The organism is Collinsella sp. HCP28S3_E12, from assembly GCF_052065595.1.
Lineage (GTDB): Bacteria > Actinomycetota > Coriobacteriia > Coriobacteriales > Coriobacteriaceae > Collinsella.
On the sequence record NZ_JBQHTS010000019.1, the window covers coordinates 26,399 to 42,406 of the forward strand.

A 16,008-nucleotide genomic window follows, 5' to 3' on the forward strand; every position below is an offset into this window, starting at 1 on the left:
TTGTCATGACCTGCCACGACTGCCTACCTGCGGCGAAGAAGCGCGGAGACCTCAGGCATCTTTAGAAGGACGGCAAGGCCAAAAGTCACGGCAAGTGAAACCATGCCCGCGATGCAAACATAGCCCAAGGTAATAAGAATCGATCCGCCAAGCGCTCCGACAAAACTCTCGAGCGCCCACAAAACGCCGGCACCCGCTGCGGCACCCAGGCCGCCGAGCAAAAGGCCATAGAAGCAGCCGTGCAGAATAGATTTAACCTGAAGACCCTGCAGACGACGACGCAGCCACCACAGCGAACAGCCGACCAGAATCACATAGTCGACAACATACGACATCGCAATCGCAGGCATGCCATAGCCCAGCACCACACCAAACAGCAGAACCGAACCAGCCTGACCGATAGCAGAGTATAGGCAATAGCGGCTATAGGGCTTCATGTCGAGCAACGCCGAGAAGCTCTTCTGCATCAACACGACCACGCCGTAGAGCGGCAGGGAGAGCGCCAGATAAACCAGAAACTCGGACACAAGCGCCACACCCGACTCGTCGAACTTGCCGGCGCAATAAATCATGTTGAGCGGACGGGCAAACACAATGAGATATAGCGCGAAAGGAATCAGGAAGAAGAGCATCTGGGCCACGCCGCGCGAGATACCAACGCGCACGCTGTCATAATCCTTTTCCTGGGCATCGTGCGAAAGCTCGGTATAAAGCGCCGTCGAGAGCGAGGCGGCTATCAAGGCATAAGGCAGTGTGTACCAAAGGCGCGCATAGGCAATTACAGAAGGACCGGTCTCGGGCTGCACCACCAGCGCGGCTGCGTTGGTAATGGAAGTCGACACGAACATGCATACCGTAGCGAGCAACGTCGGGACGCCGAGCGCGAGCGTCTGTCGCAGTGCAGGATCCTTAAAGTCGATATGAATATGAGGCCGGACACCATGCTTACCGAGTGCGGGAATCTGGCACGCCATCTGGACAAAAACGCCAAGCGTCGTGCCGAGCGAAATCAAAACGACGCCCGCTTGCTCACCAAAGCAGGCAGATACGGGAGCGAAGCCCATAAAACTCGCAATGACAATCACATTGTTGAGTACCGGGGCGAACGTCGACCAAAAGTAGTCACGATGCGCGTTAAGAACGCCCGAGAACACCGAGCCCAAGCCGTAGAACAAAATCTGAATGGCAAAGAAACGGAACATGAATGCAGCGGTATCCATGCTTCCGCCATCGCCCGAAAGGAACGACTGCGTCCAGATAAAGCCCGGAGCAAACACGGTGCCCAACACCGAAATGCCGCCCAGCAGCAAAAGCAGGATGCCGAGCAGATTACCTACGTATTCGTTTGAGGCGTCGCGACCCTGCTCACGACGCACGCCCATGTACACCGGCAAAAAGGCGGTAACCAACATACCGCCCATCACGAGCTCATAGAGCATATTGGGCAGGTTGTTGGCGACCTGATAGGAAGACGAAAGCAGCGACATGCCGATGGCGGCAGCCATAGCCCAAGTACGGATAAACCCGGTGACGCGCGACACAATGGTCAGTGCAGTCATGAGGCCGGCAGAGCGGCCAACCGTAGAGTAGTCCGACGAGCCCATATCATCTACGTCGTCCTGTGATTGGGGGCTGACTTCAGTGTGTTGTCGAGAATCAACCTCGATATCAGGCTCATCGATTATCGCGAAGGGGTCGTCGACCAAAACGGCATCATCGGCAGAAAAAGCTCCGTCAACAGGCGTGACATCGTTGTCAAACGAAGCGTCATCGTTAGCTACGGCATTATTACCAAACACCGTGTCAACTTCCCTGGCGGCAGCGGTTCGACCAGAAAACGACAAAGGACCCCAATCATCGTCCTCAACAGCAACGCCCTCGACCGGATCGGTCGAGCCGAGCGGTGACCACTCGTCATCCAAAAGCAACTGCTCGCCATCACCGTCGGTTGCAGGCCTCGCGGGACGATCGGCTGGGACACCCTGCAGTGCGCCCTTTCCCTGAGCCGCCATCAAAAACACCGCCGTCTCATCGGGACGCGGCGCACGAGACGCCCCGGCGTCAGGCATCCGTCCGGCACGGGATTGAGCCGCGGCCAAAAACACCGCCGTCTCATCGGGGCGAGCCGAAGAGAGAATCGTGCGGGGAGGCACCGTACCGGCACCGGCGGCACGCAAATACACAGCCGTCTCCCCTGGATCTGCAGCAACGGACCAAGCGTTTCGAATCTGGTCATCGACCGAAGAAGCCTCAGGCGCGGGCGTCTGAGAAGCCGAACCCTTTGCAAAGTGAGCTCCGCGCTTCGATTCTTCCTGCGGCATCGCTCAGTCCTCTCTCGTGATCGGGGCAACCGTCGCCCCGCAAAATGCAACTAAGTCGTCGGGGGCAAGCTCAAGTTGATAGCCACGCTTACCGCCTGAGATAAAAATGGTATCCCAAAGGACGCATGTCTCATCGATCAGCGTCCGAAAGCGTTTTTTCATGCCGACTGGACTGCAGCCGCCCCGGACATACCCCGTCGCGGCAAGCAAGTCCTTGACATGCATCATGGTCAGCGACTTTTCACCAGCGGCGCGCGCGGCGGCCTTTAGGTCAAGCTCGTCGGCAACGGGAAGACAGCACACAACGTGTTCGTTGGACGGCGTCACGCAAACCAAGGTCTTAAACCCCTGGCCAGGCTCCTCGCCAAGTTGTTCCAAAATTGCAACGCCTAAACCCACCGACTCATCGCCATCGTCTTCATACGTATGGAGAATATAGGAGATGCCGGCGTTTTCCAGCTCGCGCATCGCATTGGTTTTCGGCGTCTTTGCAGCCTTTGCCATGGCATGTCCCTTCCCTCGCATTCGAACGTAACGCCTAAGTATATGTCCAATTTAGCCGCATACGTCATCTCGACACACAGAAGCGCCACCGAATCGAAAGGAATCGGTGGCGCTTCTCGTACGACGGCGTCTCTTTACTGGGCGTCGAGTTGTGCCTGACGCTCGCGGTCGCGCTTGAGCAGCGGTGCCAAGAACTTGCCCGTGTAACTCTGCGAACATGCCGCGACCTGCTCCGGCGTACCCGAGACCACGACGGTTCCGCCGCCATTGCCGCCCTCGGGACCCATATCGATCAGGCGGTCGGCAACCTTGATGACATCAAGGTTGTGTTCAATCACCAGCACCGTGTTGCCCGCATCGACCAAGCGCTGCAGCACATCGAGCAGCTGGCGGACGTCCTCAAAATGAAGGCCGGTCGTCGGCTCGTCCAAAATATAGAACGTCTTGCCCGTCTGGCGTCGATGAAGCTCCTTGGCGAGTTTCACACGCTGCGCCTCGCCGCCCGAAAGCGTCGTGGCAGGCTGCCCCAAACTCACATAGCCCAAGCCAACGTCATACAAAGTCTGAAGCTTGCGCTTAATCTGCGGGATATTCCCAAAGAAGGCCAGCGCCTCGGTGACGCTCATGTCGAGCACGTCCGAGATGGTCTTGCCACGGTAGGTGACCTCGAGTGTCTCGCGGTTGTAGCGTTTACCGCCGCAAACTTCGCAGGGAACGTAGATATCGGGAAGGAAGTGCATCTCGATCTTGATCTGTCCGTCGCCCTTGCACGCCTCACAGCGCCCGCCACTCACATTAAAGGAGAAACGACCCGGCGAGTAGCCGCGCGCCTTCGACTCCGGCGTACTCGCAAACAGCGCGCGAAGATCATCCCACAGGCCAATATAGGTAGCAGGGTTGGAACGCGGTGTGCGGCCAATCGGCGACTGGTCGATATCGATAACCTTATCGATACACTCGATGCCCTCGATTTTCTTATACGGACCCACAGGGCGCGTCGAACGGTGAATAGCATTCGTAAGGGCAGGCGCAATGGTGTCGGTAACCAGGGAGCTCTTGCCCGATCCCGACACGCCGGTAACAACCGTAAGCGTACCAAACTCGATCTTGGCAGTAACGTTTTTGAGGTTGTTAGCTCGAGCGCCCGTAATTTTAAGGCAGCCGCGACCGGGCTTGCGCCGTTCATCAGGCACCCGGATCATTCGTTTGCCGGTCAGATAAGCGCCCGTCATCGACTCAGGACACGCCATGATATCGGCAGGCGTTCCCGCCGCGACTACGTGTCCGCCGTTGACGCCGGCGCCGGGCCCCATGTCGATCACGTAGTCGGCGGCACGGATCGTGTCCTCGTCGTGTTCGACGACGATGACGGTATTGCCGATATCGCGCAGGCGCTCAAGGGTCTTGATCAGGCGCTCGTTATCGCGCTGATGAAGGCCGATCGATGGCTCGTCTAGAATATAGAGCACGCCCATGAGACCCGCGCCGATCTGCGTTGCCAGGCGAATACGCTGCGCCTCGCCACCAGAAAGCGTCGCCGAGGCACGATCGAGCGTCAGATAGTCGAGTCCAACATCGACCAGAAAACGCAAGCGCTCCAGGATTTCCTTGACGATGCGCCCGCCGATAAACTGTTGGCGCTCGGTGAGCTCCAGGCCCTCAAAAAACTCGAGCGACTCACGGCACGACAGGCAGCAAACCTCGTAAATGGACTTGCCGCCCACGGTGACGGCGAGCATCTCAGGGCGCAAACGAGCGCCGTGGCAGCTCGAGCACGGTTCCTCGCGAATGTACTTCTCCAAGCGCGCCTTGGTGTTCTCGTTCGTCGTCTCGGTATAGCGTTCGTACAGGATGTTGCGAACGCCCGAAAACTTGGTATCCCACTGGCTACGACGTCCGTCGAGCTTTTGGTAGTCAACCGAGATCTTCGTATCGCCCAGGCCATCCAAGAATGTACGACGCACGCGAGGGGGCAAGTCCTCCCACGGCGTATCAGCGCTTACCTTAAAGTGTTTACAGACCGCAGCAAAAATCTGCGGGTAGTAGTTCGAATTGCCAAACAGGCTACCAAAGACTCCGTCGGCAATGGACTTCGAGGGGTCCTCGATCAGCGCCTCGGCATCAACGGTTTTCTTAAAGCCCAGGCCGTCGCACTCAGGACATGCGCCATAGGGAGCGTTAAACGAAAAATCACGCGGCTGAAGATCGTCGATGGAGTGTCCATGCTCCGGGCACGCCAAGGCCAACGAATACTCCAGCAGCTCGCCCTCGGTCCCCTCGGGAGCATCACGATCGGGCAGCATGTACACATTTACATTGCCGTGAGCCAGCGCGGTCGCCTGCTCAACGGACTCGGCGATACGGCCCAGAGAGTTCTCACGGATCACGATGCGATCGACCACGACCTCGATATCGTGCTTGAACTTCTTGTCCAGATCGATTGGATCGTCGAGTGAGCGCACTTCACCGTCGACACGCACGCGGCTAAAGCCCTCGGCGCGAAGGTCCTCAAACAGTTTGGTGTACTCGCCTTTTCGCCCGCGCACCACCGGTGCCAGCACAAACGCGCGGCGACCCTCCCCCGCCGCCAAGACCTTGTCGGCAACCTGGTCGGTCGTCTGGCGCTCAATGACGCGGCCGCATTCGGGACAGTGCGGGGTGCCCACACGGGCGAACAGCAGGCGCAGATAGTCATAAATCTCGGTTACGGTGCCAACCGTCGAGCGAGGGTTTTTAGACGTCGTCTTTTGATCGATCGACACCGCCGGCGAAAGGCCGTCGATTGAATCCAAGTCGGGTTTGTCCATCTGGCCCAAGAACTGGCGCGCATAGCTCGAAAGGCTCTCGACGTATCGACGCTGGCCCTCGGCATAGATAGTGTCAAATGCCAGCGAGCTCTTGCCCGAGCCAGAAAGACCGGTAATGACCACGAGTTGGTCACGCGGAATGGAAACATCGATATCACGGAGGTTGTGCTCACGAGCGCCGCGAATAACGATAGAAGAATCAGACATGGAAGCTCCTTGCCTCCTATTGCATCGAATCATACTGCCGATGAGTTTAGCGCACTCGACGCGCACAGATGTTCGTAATACAAGATTCGCAGACCTTTAGCTTTGCGTATCGGGCGCTTTGTTTCTCGAAATGCCGTGGAAAGGTTACAGTAATCTAATCACTGAACTTAATTTGCTGTAACAGAGGAACGTCCATGACCGAAGATATCCCCCTTGAAATCACTTCGAGCGACATGGCCAATCTGCCCATATTCATCGCCGTCCTTATCGTGGCCACCGTCGTCGTGCGCGTGTATTTTTCAATCAAACACAATGAAAAGCCGCCCATTGCCCGCGTCTTTTGGTGCGCGACGCTCCTCATCCCGCTCGGCATGGTAGCTGCATGGATTACGAATCAATTGCTCGTAAATGAGGGCAGTTCCCTATGGGTCCTTTCTTATTCGGCGCTCGGTGCTGCCGCCGTCATACTTCTTGTCGAGCCTTTGGTTTCGGGACTTATCGACCAAACCGATCTTGCGACGGGAACGGTTGCCTGTATTTGCCGTGACATCCTTGTCATCGCCGCTGTTTCAGCGCTCTCGTTCGTTTCACTCGAAATTTCCTGCAACGAAACGTTCTATCGCATTCCCGCCAACTCATTCGGGTTTTCCGTCGGGCTGCTCGCGACGGTTCTGCTCTCCCTTTATTTGCTGGGACAGCGTCATGGAGGCGTCATGGTCCTCGTGCCCGTCGTCTGTTGCATCCTTGGCATTGCCGAGCACTTCGTCATAACGTTTAAAGGCGAGGCCATCCTGCCAAGCGATATCTTGGCCCTTGGCACCGCAATGGAAGTGAGCGAGGGATACGAGTTTACCTTTACCGCCGGAATCGTAACCTCTCTAGCCCTGCTAGAGATTTCCCTGGGGCTTCTTTCGCTTATTCGACCGAGAAAGCTCCGTACGCCCACCCATGTCTTCCCCGCAATCGCCGCTAACCTCTGCGCTTTTCTGCTAGTGACCGTTGTGGGGCTCTCGGGCTTTTCCAGCATCGACTTGGAGCAGGCGCTGAATTTTGGATTTGACCGTTGGCAGCCCATCACCACGTATGCGTCTCAGGGTTTTATCACTTCGTTCACCGAAATGGTCAACGAGTTGCCCATTGAGAAGCCCGAAGACTATACGCCCGATGAGGCGCAGAGCATCGAGCAAGAGCTCGCCGCCACCTACGACAGCACGTATGGCTCGAGCGAGCAGCGCGCGGCGGCCGTTGCCCAGTTCAATGAAATCAAGCCGACGATTGTTGCCGTCATGAACGAGAGTTTTAGCGACCTTTCGTGCTTTGAGCAGCTCCAGGCGGCCGGGTACACCGGCCCCGCATTCTACAACTCGCTTCCCGACACACTTGTTCGCGGCACCATGCTCGCTTCGGTCGCCGGTGGCGGAACGGCGAACTCCGAATTCGAATTTTTGACCGGAGCGACAACGGCCTTTGTCGGATTAGGCAAAATCCCCTATCAGCTATATCAGATGAATGGCGTCAACAGCCTGGCAAAGGACCTTAAGGAGCTTGGGTATACCGCTACCGCTATGCACCCGCAAAACCCCGTCAACTACCATCGAGATAAAATCTATCAGCAGCTGGGCTTTGGAGACTTTCTTTCAATCGGCGATTTCGAAGGTGCGCCCTGTTACCATGCCGGCGTATGCGACTACGCCACCTACGACAAGATACTCGACCTGCTTAGAACCGACGAAGCCCCGCAGTTCATCTTTGACGTCACGATGCAAAATCACGGCGGCTACGACTATGGCACCGTTCCCGCCGAAGAGCTGACAAACTATTGGGTCGAGGGAGCCAGCGAGGGCGCCAATAGCGCGCTCAACACCTATCTTACCTGCATCAACGCATCCGACCGGGACCTCGAGTACTTTATCAACGAGCTCCGCAATATCGGAAGACCGGTTGTCCTTGTCTTTTTTGGCGACCATCAGCCGAGCGCCGCAACGACTCTCAACGACGAGCTGTACCCTCAGGAAGATACGGCAAGCCACGCTTTCCGTATCTATCAGTCGACCTATTTCGTCTGGGCTAACTATGAAATCGCCGGCAATACCGAGCTCAACGTCTACGACACCGTCGGGGCAAACGAGATTGCAGCCATTACCCTTAATAAGATCGGCGCCCCGCTCACCGACTATCAAAAGGCTCTGCTTGCAACAAGGTCAGATGTGCCCACCATCAATGTCGCCGGCTATCTTGGTGCCGACGGGCTGCGCTACGATTTGGAATCTGAAGACAGCCCATACGCCTCGACGATCGACAAGCTGCAGCGCATGCAATACCTCGAGTTCGCCAGCAAAGTTCAGTAAGCCCGCTCATTCGCTTGGGCCCATCGTATTGCAAGCACACTCGGCCCAAATGCATCACAAATGACTCCCGCTCGCAAACGAGGGTACAATGACGCTCGTGTCACATCACGGGGCTCCGGCCCCAACATATACAAAGGAGTCATACATGGGTTGCGAGCACGCACAGGCCGCCGGCGGACAAACGTCGCCGTCGCAATTTGAGGAGAACACGCTGTCCGAGGTCAAACGCGTCATCGCCGTGCTTTCCGGCAAGGGCGGTGTCGGCAAGTCGTTTGTCACCGGTGCCATCGCCACCGAGCTTGCCCGTCACGGCCACAAGGTCGGCGTCCTCGATGCCGACATCACCGGTCCCTCTATCCCCAAGATGTTCGGTATGAGCGGACGCCACGTCCATGCCCTTGGCAACCTTATGCTGCCCGAAATCTCCGAGCACGGCGTCAAGGTCATGAGCTCCAACCTGCTGCTCCAAAACGAGACCGACCCCGTCCTTTGGCGCGGTCCTGTCATCGCAGGCGCCATTAGGCAGTTCTGGAGCGAGACCTCGTGGGGCCCCATCGACTATCTGCTGGTCGACATGCCTCCGGGAACAGGCGACGTCGCGCTCACCGTCTTCCAGTCGCTGCCCGTCGACGGCATCGTCATCGTCACGAGCCCGCAGGATCTGGTCTCGATGATCGTCGCCAAGGCGGTTAACATGGCCGAGAAGATGAACGTCCCCATTCTGGGCATTGTCGAGAACATGAGCTATATTGAGTGCCCCGACTGCGGCAAGAAGATCGAGGTCTTTGGCAAGAGCAAGCTCCCCGAGGTCGCAGAGCGCTATAACCTCGACATCTTGGGCCAGCTTCCCATTAATCCGGCACTCGCCGAGGCCTGCGATAAGGGCGAGGTCGAGACCGCGCTGCCCGATGGCATGTTGCCCCAGGCAGTCTCTGCCGTCGAGGCCATTGCCCCGCACGAGACCGACGAGGCCTAAGTGAACACGAGCGCCTTCTATGACGTCCTGGTAATCGGCGGCGGGGCTTCAGGCCTCGCCGCCGCCATTACGGCCGCACGCGCTGGCAAAAGCGTCTGCATCGTTGAGCGCGATGTCGCCTGCGGCCTTAAGCTCCTTGCGACCGGCAACGGTCGCTGCAACCTCTCCAACGAATCGATTGATCCACAGCGGTATAACCACCCCGCATTCGTCGAATCCGTCATGGGCCCCCAGCCCGAACAAGAGCTTATGGGTTTCTTCTCCTCGCTGGGCATCATGACAACCTCCGAGGAAGGCCGGCTGTACCCGCGCTCCCTTCGCGCCGAATCGGTACGCGACGCGCTTCTCAACGTTTGCGACCGCCTAGGTATCACCTTAGTCTGCGGGGCCAACGTTGCCTCGGCGCACAAAGCTTCCGAAGGCTGGGCACTCCAAATAAACCGTCCAGCGCGGGCGCTCAAGGCAAAAAAGCACGACGACCGAAAATCGGAGCTCCGCTCGCTTCGGAAAGCACTCGCCGATGTCCCTCGCAAGAACGAGGCCCTGGAGGCACATGCCGTAATTATCGCCACGGGTGGCAACCCCACCGGTATCGCCGATACGTTTAGCCTCCCCCTCACTTCGCTGCGCCCCATCCTCTGCCCCGTATCGGCAACGGTCGTCGGCGATCGGGCGGCACTCAAGACGTTGGATGGTCTGCGCGTCCGCGCCCGCTTGACGCTCACCCGTAACCATAGTGAGCTCTGGCACGAAGACGGTGAAGTACTGTTTCGAACCTTCGGTATCTCGGGCGTCGCTGTCTTCAACCTCTCCCGTCGTATCCAGCGCGGCGATACGATCTTGCTCGACGTTTTCCCCGACCTCTCTAAAGACGAGTTGCTCGATATGCTTAACCGGCGCGTTGAGCTGCTCGGCGGCTTTTCGCCCCGCGATCCCCGTTGGCTCGACGGCATGCTCGCCCCGCAACTCTCCCGCGTCGTCTGCACAGCGTTCGAGCAGTGCCATCCAGGCTCCAACGATGTCGTCCACCTGGTCTCGTTCCTCAAGCACTTTAAGTTGCTCGTCGAGGGAACAGCCGAGGAGCGCTCGGCGCAGGTCACGCGTGGTGGCGTATCTGTCGAGAGCATCTCAACACCCAGTCTACACGCGTGCAGCGTTGTCGACGCCCCGCTTTACGTCTGCGGCGAAGCGCTCGACATCGACGCCGATTGCGGAGGCTTTAACCTTGCGTGGGCCTGGATCTCGGGCATTCGCGCTGCAAGCAGCCTGTAGCCGCACAGTCTATAATCAAAAACGCATTCGGGCCGTCTGGGATACCGGACGGCCTCTTTCTTGCCTCTAAGGAGACCTCGATGATCGAACTCACCCAAGTCAACGCGTCACTCGATGAAGCCGGCGATGAAAATGCCTGCCTCATTGTTGGCAAGCGATTCGCCAAGCGCGTCCTGCGTTGCAAGGACTCCGAGATCAAGTCCATCGAGCTCCACCGCAAGTCAATCGACGCTCGCAAAAAACGAGACGTCCATTTTATCCTGAGCTTTCGTGTTGAGCTGACTAGTCCCCACCTCGAGCGAGAAGCGGTCGACAGCGTTGCCGAGCGTGACCGCTCGCGCGTACGCGCGATAGAAGACGATGAGCCTTCATTCCCCTCCCCCGTTTCTAGCGCACCCAAAGAGCGCCCCGTCGTCGTCGGTGCCGGATGTGCCGGCCTTTTCGCCGCACTCACCCTTGCCGAAGCGGGTCTGAAGCCCTTGCTCATCGAGCGCGGCGACCCGGCATTTCGCCGCTCGCATGCGATCGACCTCTTTCTAAAGGAGCGTATCCTCGACCCCGAGAGCAATATCCAGTTTGGCCTGGGCGGCGCGGGGACCTTCTCGGACGGCAAGCTCAATACGGGAACCAAAAATCCCGCCCATCGCCTCATCCTCGATACCTTCGTCGAGGCGGGTGCGCCCCGCAATATTCTGTGGGATGCCAAGCCGCACATTGGCTCCGACATCCTTCCCACGGTTGTTACCGCTATATCCCAGCGCATCGAGCAGCTCGGAGGTATCGTCCGTTATCGAACAAAACTCGTCGACATTCGCATCGACGCGTCTGGCGCCATCACCGGTATTGATGTCCAATCGTCCCAAGACGCCGCTTACGAGCCAATTGAGACAAAGCACCTCATCCTCGCCTGCGGGCATTCTGCTCGCGATATTTTTGAACTCCTTAAGGACCACAACGTGGCCCTCGCACAAAAGACCTTTGCCATGGGCGTTCGCATCGAGCATCCGCAGCGCGACATCGACCGAGCCCAATATGGAGCCTCGGCGGGACATCCTGCCCTCGGAGCAGCCCCCTACAAACTCGTCGCCCATCTTCCCAACGGCCGCAGCGTGTTCTCGTTTTGCATGTGCCCCGGCGGGCAGGTTGTCGCCGCCTCTTCCGAGCAGGGCCACCTGTGCGTCAACGGCGCCAGCCTCAATGCCCGCGACGGCCGTAACGCAAATGCCGCCCTGCTCGTTAACGTCACGCCTGAGGACCTTCCCGACGATGACCCGCTCGCCGGCATCGAGCTCCAGCGCGCCTGCGAGGCGGCCGCCTATCGCCTGGGCGGTTCCAACTGGAACGCACCGGCACAACTCGTCGGAGATTTCCTCGCAGGACGCGCCAGCAAGGCGCCCGGAAAGGTAAAGCCCACCTATCCGCTCGGTGTGACCTGGACGGCAATTGACGAAGCCCTGCCGCAGCATATCGTCGAGTCGCTCCGCCTGGGACTTCCCCTACTCGGAAAAAAGCTACGGGGCTACGACCGCCCCGATGCCGTTCTTACCGGCGTGGAGACTCGTTCGAGCTCACCGGTCACTGTCACCCGAGACCGAACGTGCCATGCCGTGTCGACCCCGGGCCTCTACCCTTGTGGTGAGGGAGCTGGATATGCCGGAGGCATCATGAGCGCGGCCACCGACGGTATCCGTTGTGCCGAAGCCCTGATCGCAGACCTCTAGCGAACGAATTCCAGCGCGCAAAAGACACAGGCCCCGAGCTCCACAGGGAACTCGGGGCCTGTTCGCTATTTCTTAAACCGTGCACCCTGGCGTTTTCTACCCGATGCGAACGTGGAACCCTTGCGGGCCTGCGAACGCAAGCGCTCGATCGTCTCGTCCTCAGACGCACCCTCGAGCATCGCCCGAATCTGAACGACAGCATCACGCAGGCGCGCCGCCTCCTCAAAGTCCATGACGGCAGAAGCGTTACGCATATCCTCTTCCATGGTTTCGACGATCCGCACAAGCTCGTCATGCGGTAGTTCTTCCAACTGTTCCGCAAGTGTCTGCTCGGGCGCCACCGTTTCCGGCACACCGCCCTCGCCCGACTCATCGGGCGTATAGAATGCGCCATGGCCAAGAGAGTCGCCCTTCGAGCGTCCCTTGGAGCCCACAGTTTTTTCGGCCTCGGCAATAAAACTTGAGATGTCGTTGATGGCCTTGCGCACTGTCTTGGGCACAATGCCATGTTCTTCGTTATATGCCATCTGAATCTCGCGACGGCGCCGCGTCTCCTCGATGGCCGCTTTCATCGAATCGGTCACAACGTCTGCATACATGATGACTTCGCCATCGGCGTTACGGGCCGCACGGCCAATCGTCTGAATCAGCGAACGGCGGTTGCGCAAGAAGCCTTCCTTATCGGCATCGAGAATTGCCACCAGTGAGACCTCGGGAAGATCCAAGCCCTCGCGAAGCAGGTTGATGCCAACGAGAACATCGATCTTGCCCTCGCGCAGCGTTCGCAGGATCTCGACACGGTCCATTGTCGCCGTATCAGAGTGCATGTAATTGACCTTAATGCCCGCATCAAGTAGATGGTCGGTCAGGTCCTCGGCCATGCGCTTGGTCAACGTGGTCACCAGCACGCGCTCCTTGCGGGCAACGCGCTCGCGAATCTCGTCCTCAAGATCGTCAATCTGACCGCGAACGGGACGCACGTCGATCTTGGGATCGAGCAGGCCGGTCGGACGAATAATCTGCTCCACGTCGTTTTGGCTCACCCGCAGCTCGTAGTCGCCCGGCGTTGCCGAAACATAGATGAACTGCGGAATCCTCGCCTCAAACTCATCGAAGCGAAGCGGACGATTGTCGAGCGCCGAGGGCAGGCGAAAACCATGCTCAACAAGCGTAACTTTGCGCGATCGGTCGCCTTCGTGCATGCCGCGAATCTGTGGCACCGTCACGTGGCTCTCGTCTATGATGCAGAGCATGTCCTTGGGGAAGTAGTCAATCAAGGTAAACGGCGGTTCACCCGGCTTACGCCCGTCCAGATGACGCGAGTAGTTCTCGATGCCGTTGCAAAAGCCCATGGTCTCGAGCATCTCGAGGTCATAATCGGTCCGTTGCTGTAGACGTTGCGCCTCGAGCAACTTGTCGGTCGCCTTGAGCTCCGCCACGCGCTTCTCGCACTCTTCACTGATTGACTTCAAGGCCGCCTTGACCTTGGGCTTCTCGGTCACATAGTGCGATGCCGGCCACACGGGAATAGCCTCATACTCACGAAGCATCTCACCGGTAACCTCATCGATTTCGGCGATAAGCTCGACCTCATCGCCAAAGAACTCAAATCGCAACGGATGCTCGGCATAGGGCGGATACACATCGACAACATCACCGCGCACGCGGAAGGTGCCACGCGCCAAGTCATAGTCGTTCCGGTCGTACTGAATGTCGATGAGCGCATGGATAAAGTCATCGCGCTCGAGCGGTACTTTCTTGTCGACATTCGGCGCCAGCCCCGCATAGTCCTCAGGAGAGCCGATGCCATAGATGCAGGACACCGAAGCAACGACGATCACATCGCGTCGAGAAAGCAACGAGGCGGTCGCCTGATGTCGAAGCATCTCGACTTCTTCGTTAATCGAAGCATCCTTCTCGATATACGTATCGCTTTGCGGCACATATGCCTCGGGCTGATAGTAGTCGTAGTACGAGACGAAGTAGACCACGGCGTTGTTGGGAAAGAATTCTTTGAGCTCGCTCGCAAGCTGGGCGGCGAGGGTTTTGTTGGGGGCCATGACCAGCGTTGGCTTACCGAGAGCTTCGATGGTCTTGGCCATGGTAAAGGTCTTGCCCGAGCCGGTCACGCCAAGCAAAACCTGATAGCGGTCTCCTTCCCTCACACCCTGCACAAGCGACTCAATGGCCTTAGGCTGTGAACCTGCAGGCTCATAGGGAGACACGACCTCAAACGGTACCTCGGAGCCCTCAACGCCAAAACGTTTGAGCTCTCCGCCAACACGCTCAACTTCAAAATCCGCCATGGATACTCCTAACTCATACATCTGCAGTATACGCAGGCGGCAGGCATAGTCCTATACGAACCGGTCGGGATAGAGGGTCTTATAGCGAATCCAGGCATTATTGACACGAATCAAATAGGCTTGCGTCTCGGGAAAGGCAATCGCGTTATGGAGCGATGTGTTTTGCTGCGCCCACCCATCGACATTGCCCATTCCGGCATTGTAAGCAGCAATAGCGCTATCCGTCGAACCATTGAAATACGTCAACAGGTACGAGAGGTACGCGCACCCAAATTCGATATTCGAAGCGGGGTCATTCAGGTTATCGGCAGAATACTCATCCCCGTCGACAAGGCCCTTAGCGATCATATCCTGAGCGGTTTCGGGCATAAGTTGCATGAGACCTTGGGCGCCCTGGTTTGATTCCGCCTCGGGATCCCAATTTGATTCCGACTTGATGACGGCACACACCAGATACGGATCGAGATTATGCGAAATACTGGACTGCTTTACATACGCCTCATAGTCAATCGGATAGAACGGTTTAAAGAAAGCGGCGGGAGCACACGAGTAAACGAGCGAGATAAGGCCAAAGACGAAAACGACAACCAGCGGCACAAGGCGATACCACGTAAAGAAACGCGTCTTAGGCATCTGTCGTCTCCTTATCCATAGCATCCATAAGGCCATGGCGAGCAAGCCACGCGTCCAGTTGTTCAAAGAGCGAGCTGTCGCCCGCTGCGTTATCAATCACGGTCGTGGCGAGACTGCAAAGCGAAGACTCATCGGGTTGGCAAGCACAGCGAGCATCAAAATCGGATGGCTCCATACCACGGTGAATAGCGCGTTCGCGACGGACCGCTAAAGGAGCGCTAACAACCATAATTTCATCCGCAAGGCCAAAGGCATCCTCAAAGCCAGTCGGAGCAGATACTTCGACCGCCGCAAAGGGATAGCGGGGGGACGAAACCGTACAGCAAGCAGGATCGAGAATCCTCAGCGAAAGCTGCTCAATGAGAGCGGGGTGAACAATACTATTGAGCCTTGCAACCGTATCGGGAGAAACAAAAGCTCGAGAAGCGAGAACGTTACGTCGAACACCGCCATCCTCGTCCAAAATATCCCAGCCAAACTCTTCAGCAAGAGCATTGACGATATCCGACCCCGGTACGTACAGCGATTTGGCAAGAACATCTAAATCGATAAGCAGGGCTCCGCGAGATTCCAGAAAGCGGCAGGCAGTCGATTTACCCGAAGCAATATTGCCCAAAACGAAAACGGTAAACATCAAGCCCTCCCTAACGTCAATGCGAGTAATTATCGCGCAAATACAAAGCGACGGTTCAAAAAACAGCCAAACAGTAAGAGAGTCAAAGGAAGAGTCCGCTCACAAGGCACAGCTTGTATATAGCGCAAAAAAGGGGGAGGCCGCGAGGCCTCCCCCTTCTCGATTCTCGATGACGGCTCGGTGCCGTCCACCGGTCAGCGGCGCCCTGGCCTCCCACGGGCTGGCCCCGCAGTACTCTCGGCGCGATGGGGCTTAGCTTCCGGGTTCGGAACGGGACCG

10 protein-coding genes and 1 rRNA gene are annotated in these 16,008 nt (G+C 57.8%); 4 read left to right on the forward strand and 7 right to left on the reverse strand.

Going from position 1 to position 16,008, the window contains the following annotated elements; all coding sequences use genetic code 11:
- Positions 1 to 23: 23 nt before the first annotated feature.
- From murJ to uvrA, 3 genes are all read right to left on the reverse strand, one after another.
- On the reverse strand, positions 24 to 2,321 hold the full coding sequence (murJ, locus tag ACTNBY_RS07790; RefSeq protein WP_441064043.1) for a murein biosynthesis integral membrane protein MurJ: 2,298 nt from the start codon (positions 2,319 to 2,321) through the stop codon (positions 24 to 26).
- A gap of 3 nt (positions 2,322 to 2,324) precedes the next feature.
- Positions 2,325 to 2,825: a Cys-tRNA(Pro) deacylase gene (ybaK, locus tag ACTNBY_RS07795; RefSeq protein WP_154517518.1), complete on the reverse strand. Its 501-nt coding sequence runs from the start codon at positions 2,823 to 2,825 to the stop codon at positions 2,325 to 2,327.
- A gap of 134 nt (positions 2,826 to 2,959) precedes the next feature.
- Entirely contained in the window at positions 2,960 to 5,839 is a 2,880-nt protein-coding gene (gene uvrA / locus ACTNBY_RS07800; RefSeq protein WP_441064045.1) for an excinuclease ABC subunit UvrA, read from the reverse strand.
- 194 nt (positions 5,840 to 6,033) lie between these two features.
- Here uvrA and ACTNBY_RS07805 point away from each other — a divergent pair, with 194 nt between their 5' ends.
- From ACTNBY_RS07805 to ACTNBY_RS07820, 4 genes are all read left to right on the forward strand, one after another.
- Positions 6,034 to 8,187, forward strand: coding sequence for an LTA synthase family protein (locus tag ACTNBY_RS07805; protein WP_441064046.1), 2,154 nt, complete (start codon positions 6,034 to 6,036; stop codon positions 8,185 to 8,187).
- Positions 8,188 to 8,332: 145 nt separating this feature from the next.
- The gene (locus tag ACTNBY_RS07810; protein ID WP_427718672.1) at positions 8,333 to 9,163 is read left to right on the forward strand and encodes an Mrp/NBP35 family ATP-binding protein; all 831 of its coding nucleotides are present in this window, start codon (positions 8,333 to 8,335) and stop codon (positions 9,161 to 9,163) included.
- Positions 9,164 to 10,435 carry an NAD(P)/FAD-dependent oxidoreductase gene (locus ACTNBY_RS07815; RefSeq protein ID WP_441064048.1) on the forward strand — a complete coding sequence of 424 codons (1,272 nt, stop codon included), beginning with the start codon at positions 9,164 to 9,166 and terminating at the stop codon, positions 10,433 to 10,435.
- Between the two features lie 80 nt (positions 10,436 to 10,515).
- Entirely contained in the window at positions 10,516 to 12,156 is a 1,641-nt protein-coding gene (locus tag ACTNBY_RS07820; protein WP_441064049.1) for an NAD(P)/FAD-dependent oxidoreductase, read from the forward strand.
- Positions 12,157 to 12,221: 65 nt separating this feature from the next.
- Here ACTNBY_RS07820 and uvrB read toward each other — a convergent pair whose 3' ends face one another.
- The 4 genes from uvrB to rrf all read right to left on the reverse strand — a co-directional run.
- Entirely contained in the window at positions 12,222 to 14,462 is a 2,241-nt protein-coding gene (uvrB, locus tag ACTNBY_RS07825; RefSeq protein WP_441064051.1) for an excinuclease ABC subunit UvrB, read from the reverse strand.
- Between the two features lie 51 nt (positions 14,463 to 14,513).
- Positions 14,514 to 15,095 (reverse strand): lytic transglycosylase domain-containing protein, encoded by a 582-nt coding sequence (locus ACTNBY_RS07830; RefSeq protein WP_441032774.1) that lies wholly within the window; start codon positions 15,093 to 15,095, stop codon positions 14,514 to 14,516.
- Positions 15,088 to 15,729, reverse strand: a complete 642-nt coding sequence (coaE, locus tag ACTNBY_RS07835; protein ID WP_154517538.1) for a dephospho-CoA kinase — start codon at positions 15,727 to 15,729, stop codon at positions 15,088 to 15,090. The genes ACTNBY_RS07830 and coaE overlap by 8 nt, the downstream gene beginning before the upstream one ends.
- A 192-nt stretch (positions 15,730 to 15,921) precedes the next feature.
- Positions 15,922 to 16,008: ribosomal RNA gene (rrf, locus tag ACTNBY_RS07840) — 5S ribosomal RNA — on the reverse strand; the annotation flags it as partial.

Coding starts and splice junctions, on each gene's coding strand:
- murJ (WP_441064043.1), bottom strand. CDS start 2,321: ATGCCGCAGGAAGAATCGAAGCGCGGAGCTCACTTTGCAAAGGGTTCG.
- ybaK (WP_154517518.1), bottom strand. CDS start 2,825: ATGGCAAAGGCTGCAAAGACGCCGAAAACCAATGCGATGCGCGAGCTG.
- uvrA (WP_441064045.1), bottom strand. CDS start 5,839: ATGTCTGATTCTTCTATCGTTATTCGCGGCGCTCGTGAGCACAACCTC.
- ACTNBY_RS07805 (WP_441064046.1), top strand. CDS start 6,034: ATGACCGAAGATATCCCCCTTGAAATCACTTCGAGCGACATGGCCAAT.
- ACTNBY_RS07810 (WP_427718672.1), top strand. CDS start 8,333: ATGGGTTGCGAGCACGCACAGGCCGCCGGCGGACAAACGTCGCCGTCG.
- ACTNBY_RS07820 (WP_441064049.1), top strand. CDS start 10,516: ATGATCGAACTCACCCAAGTCAACGCGTCACTCGATGAAGCCGGCGAT.
- uvrB (WP_441064051.1), bottom strand. CDS start 14,462: ATGGCGGATTTTGAAGTTGAGCGTGTTGGCGGAGAGCTCAAACGTTTT.
- ACTNBY_RS07830 (WP_441032774.1), bottom strand. CDS start 15,095: ATGCCTAAGACGCGTTTCTTTACGTGGTATCGCCTTGTGCCGCTGGTT.
- coaE (WP_154517538.1), bottom strand. CDS start 15,729: ATGTTTACCGTTTTCGTTTTGGGCAATATTGCTTCGGGTAAATCGACT.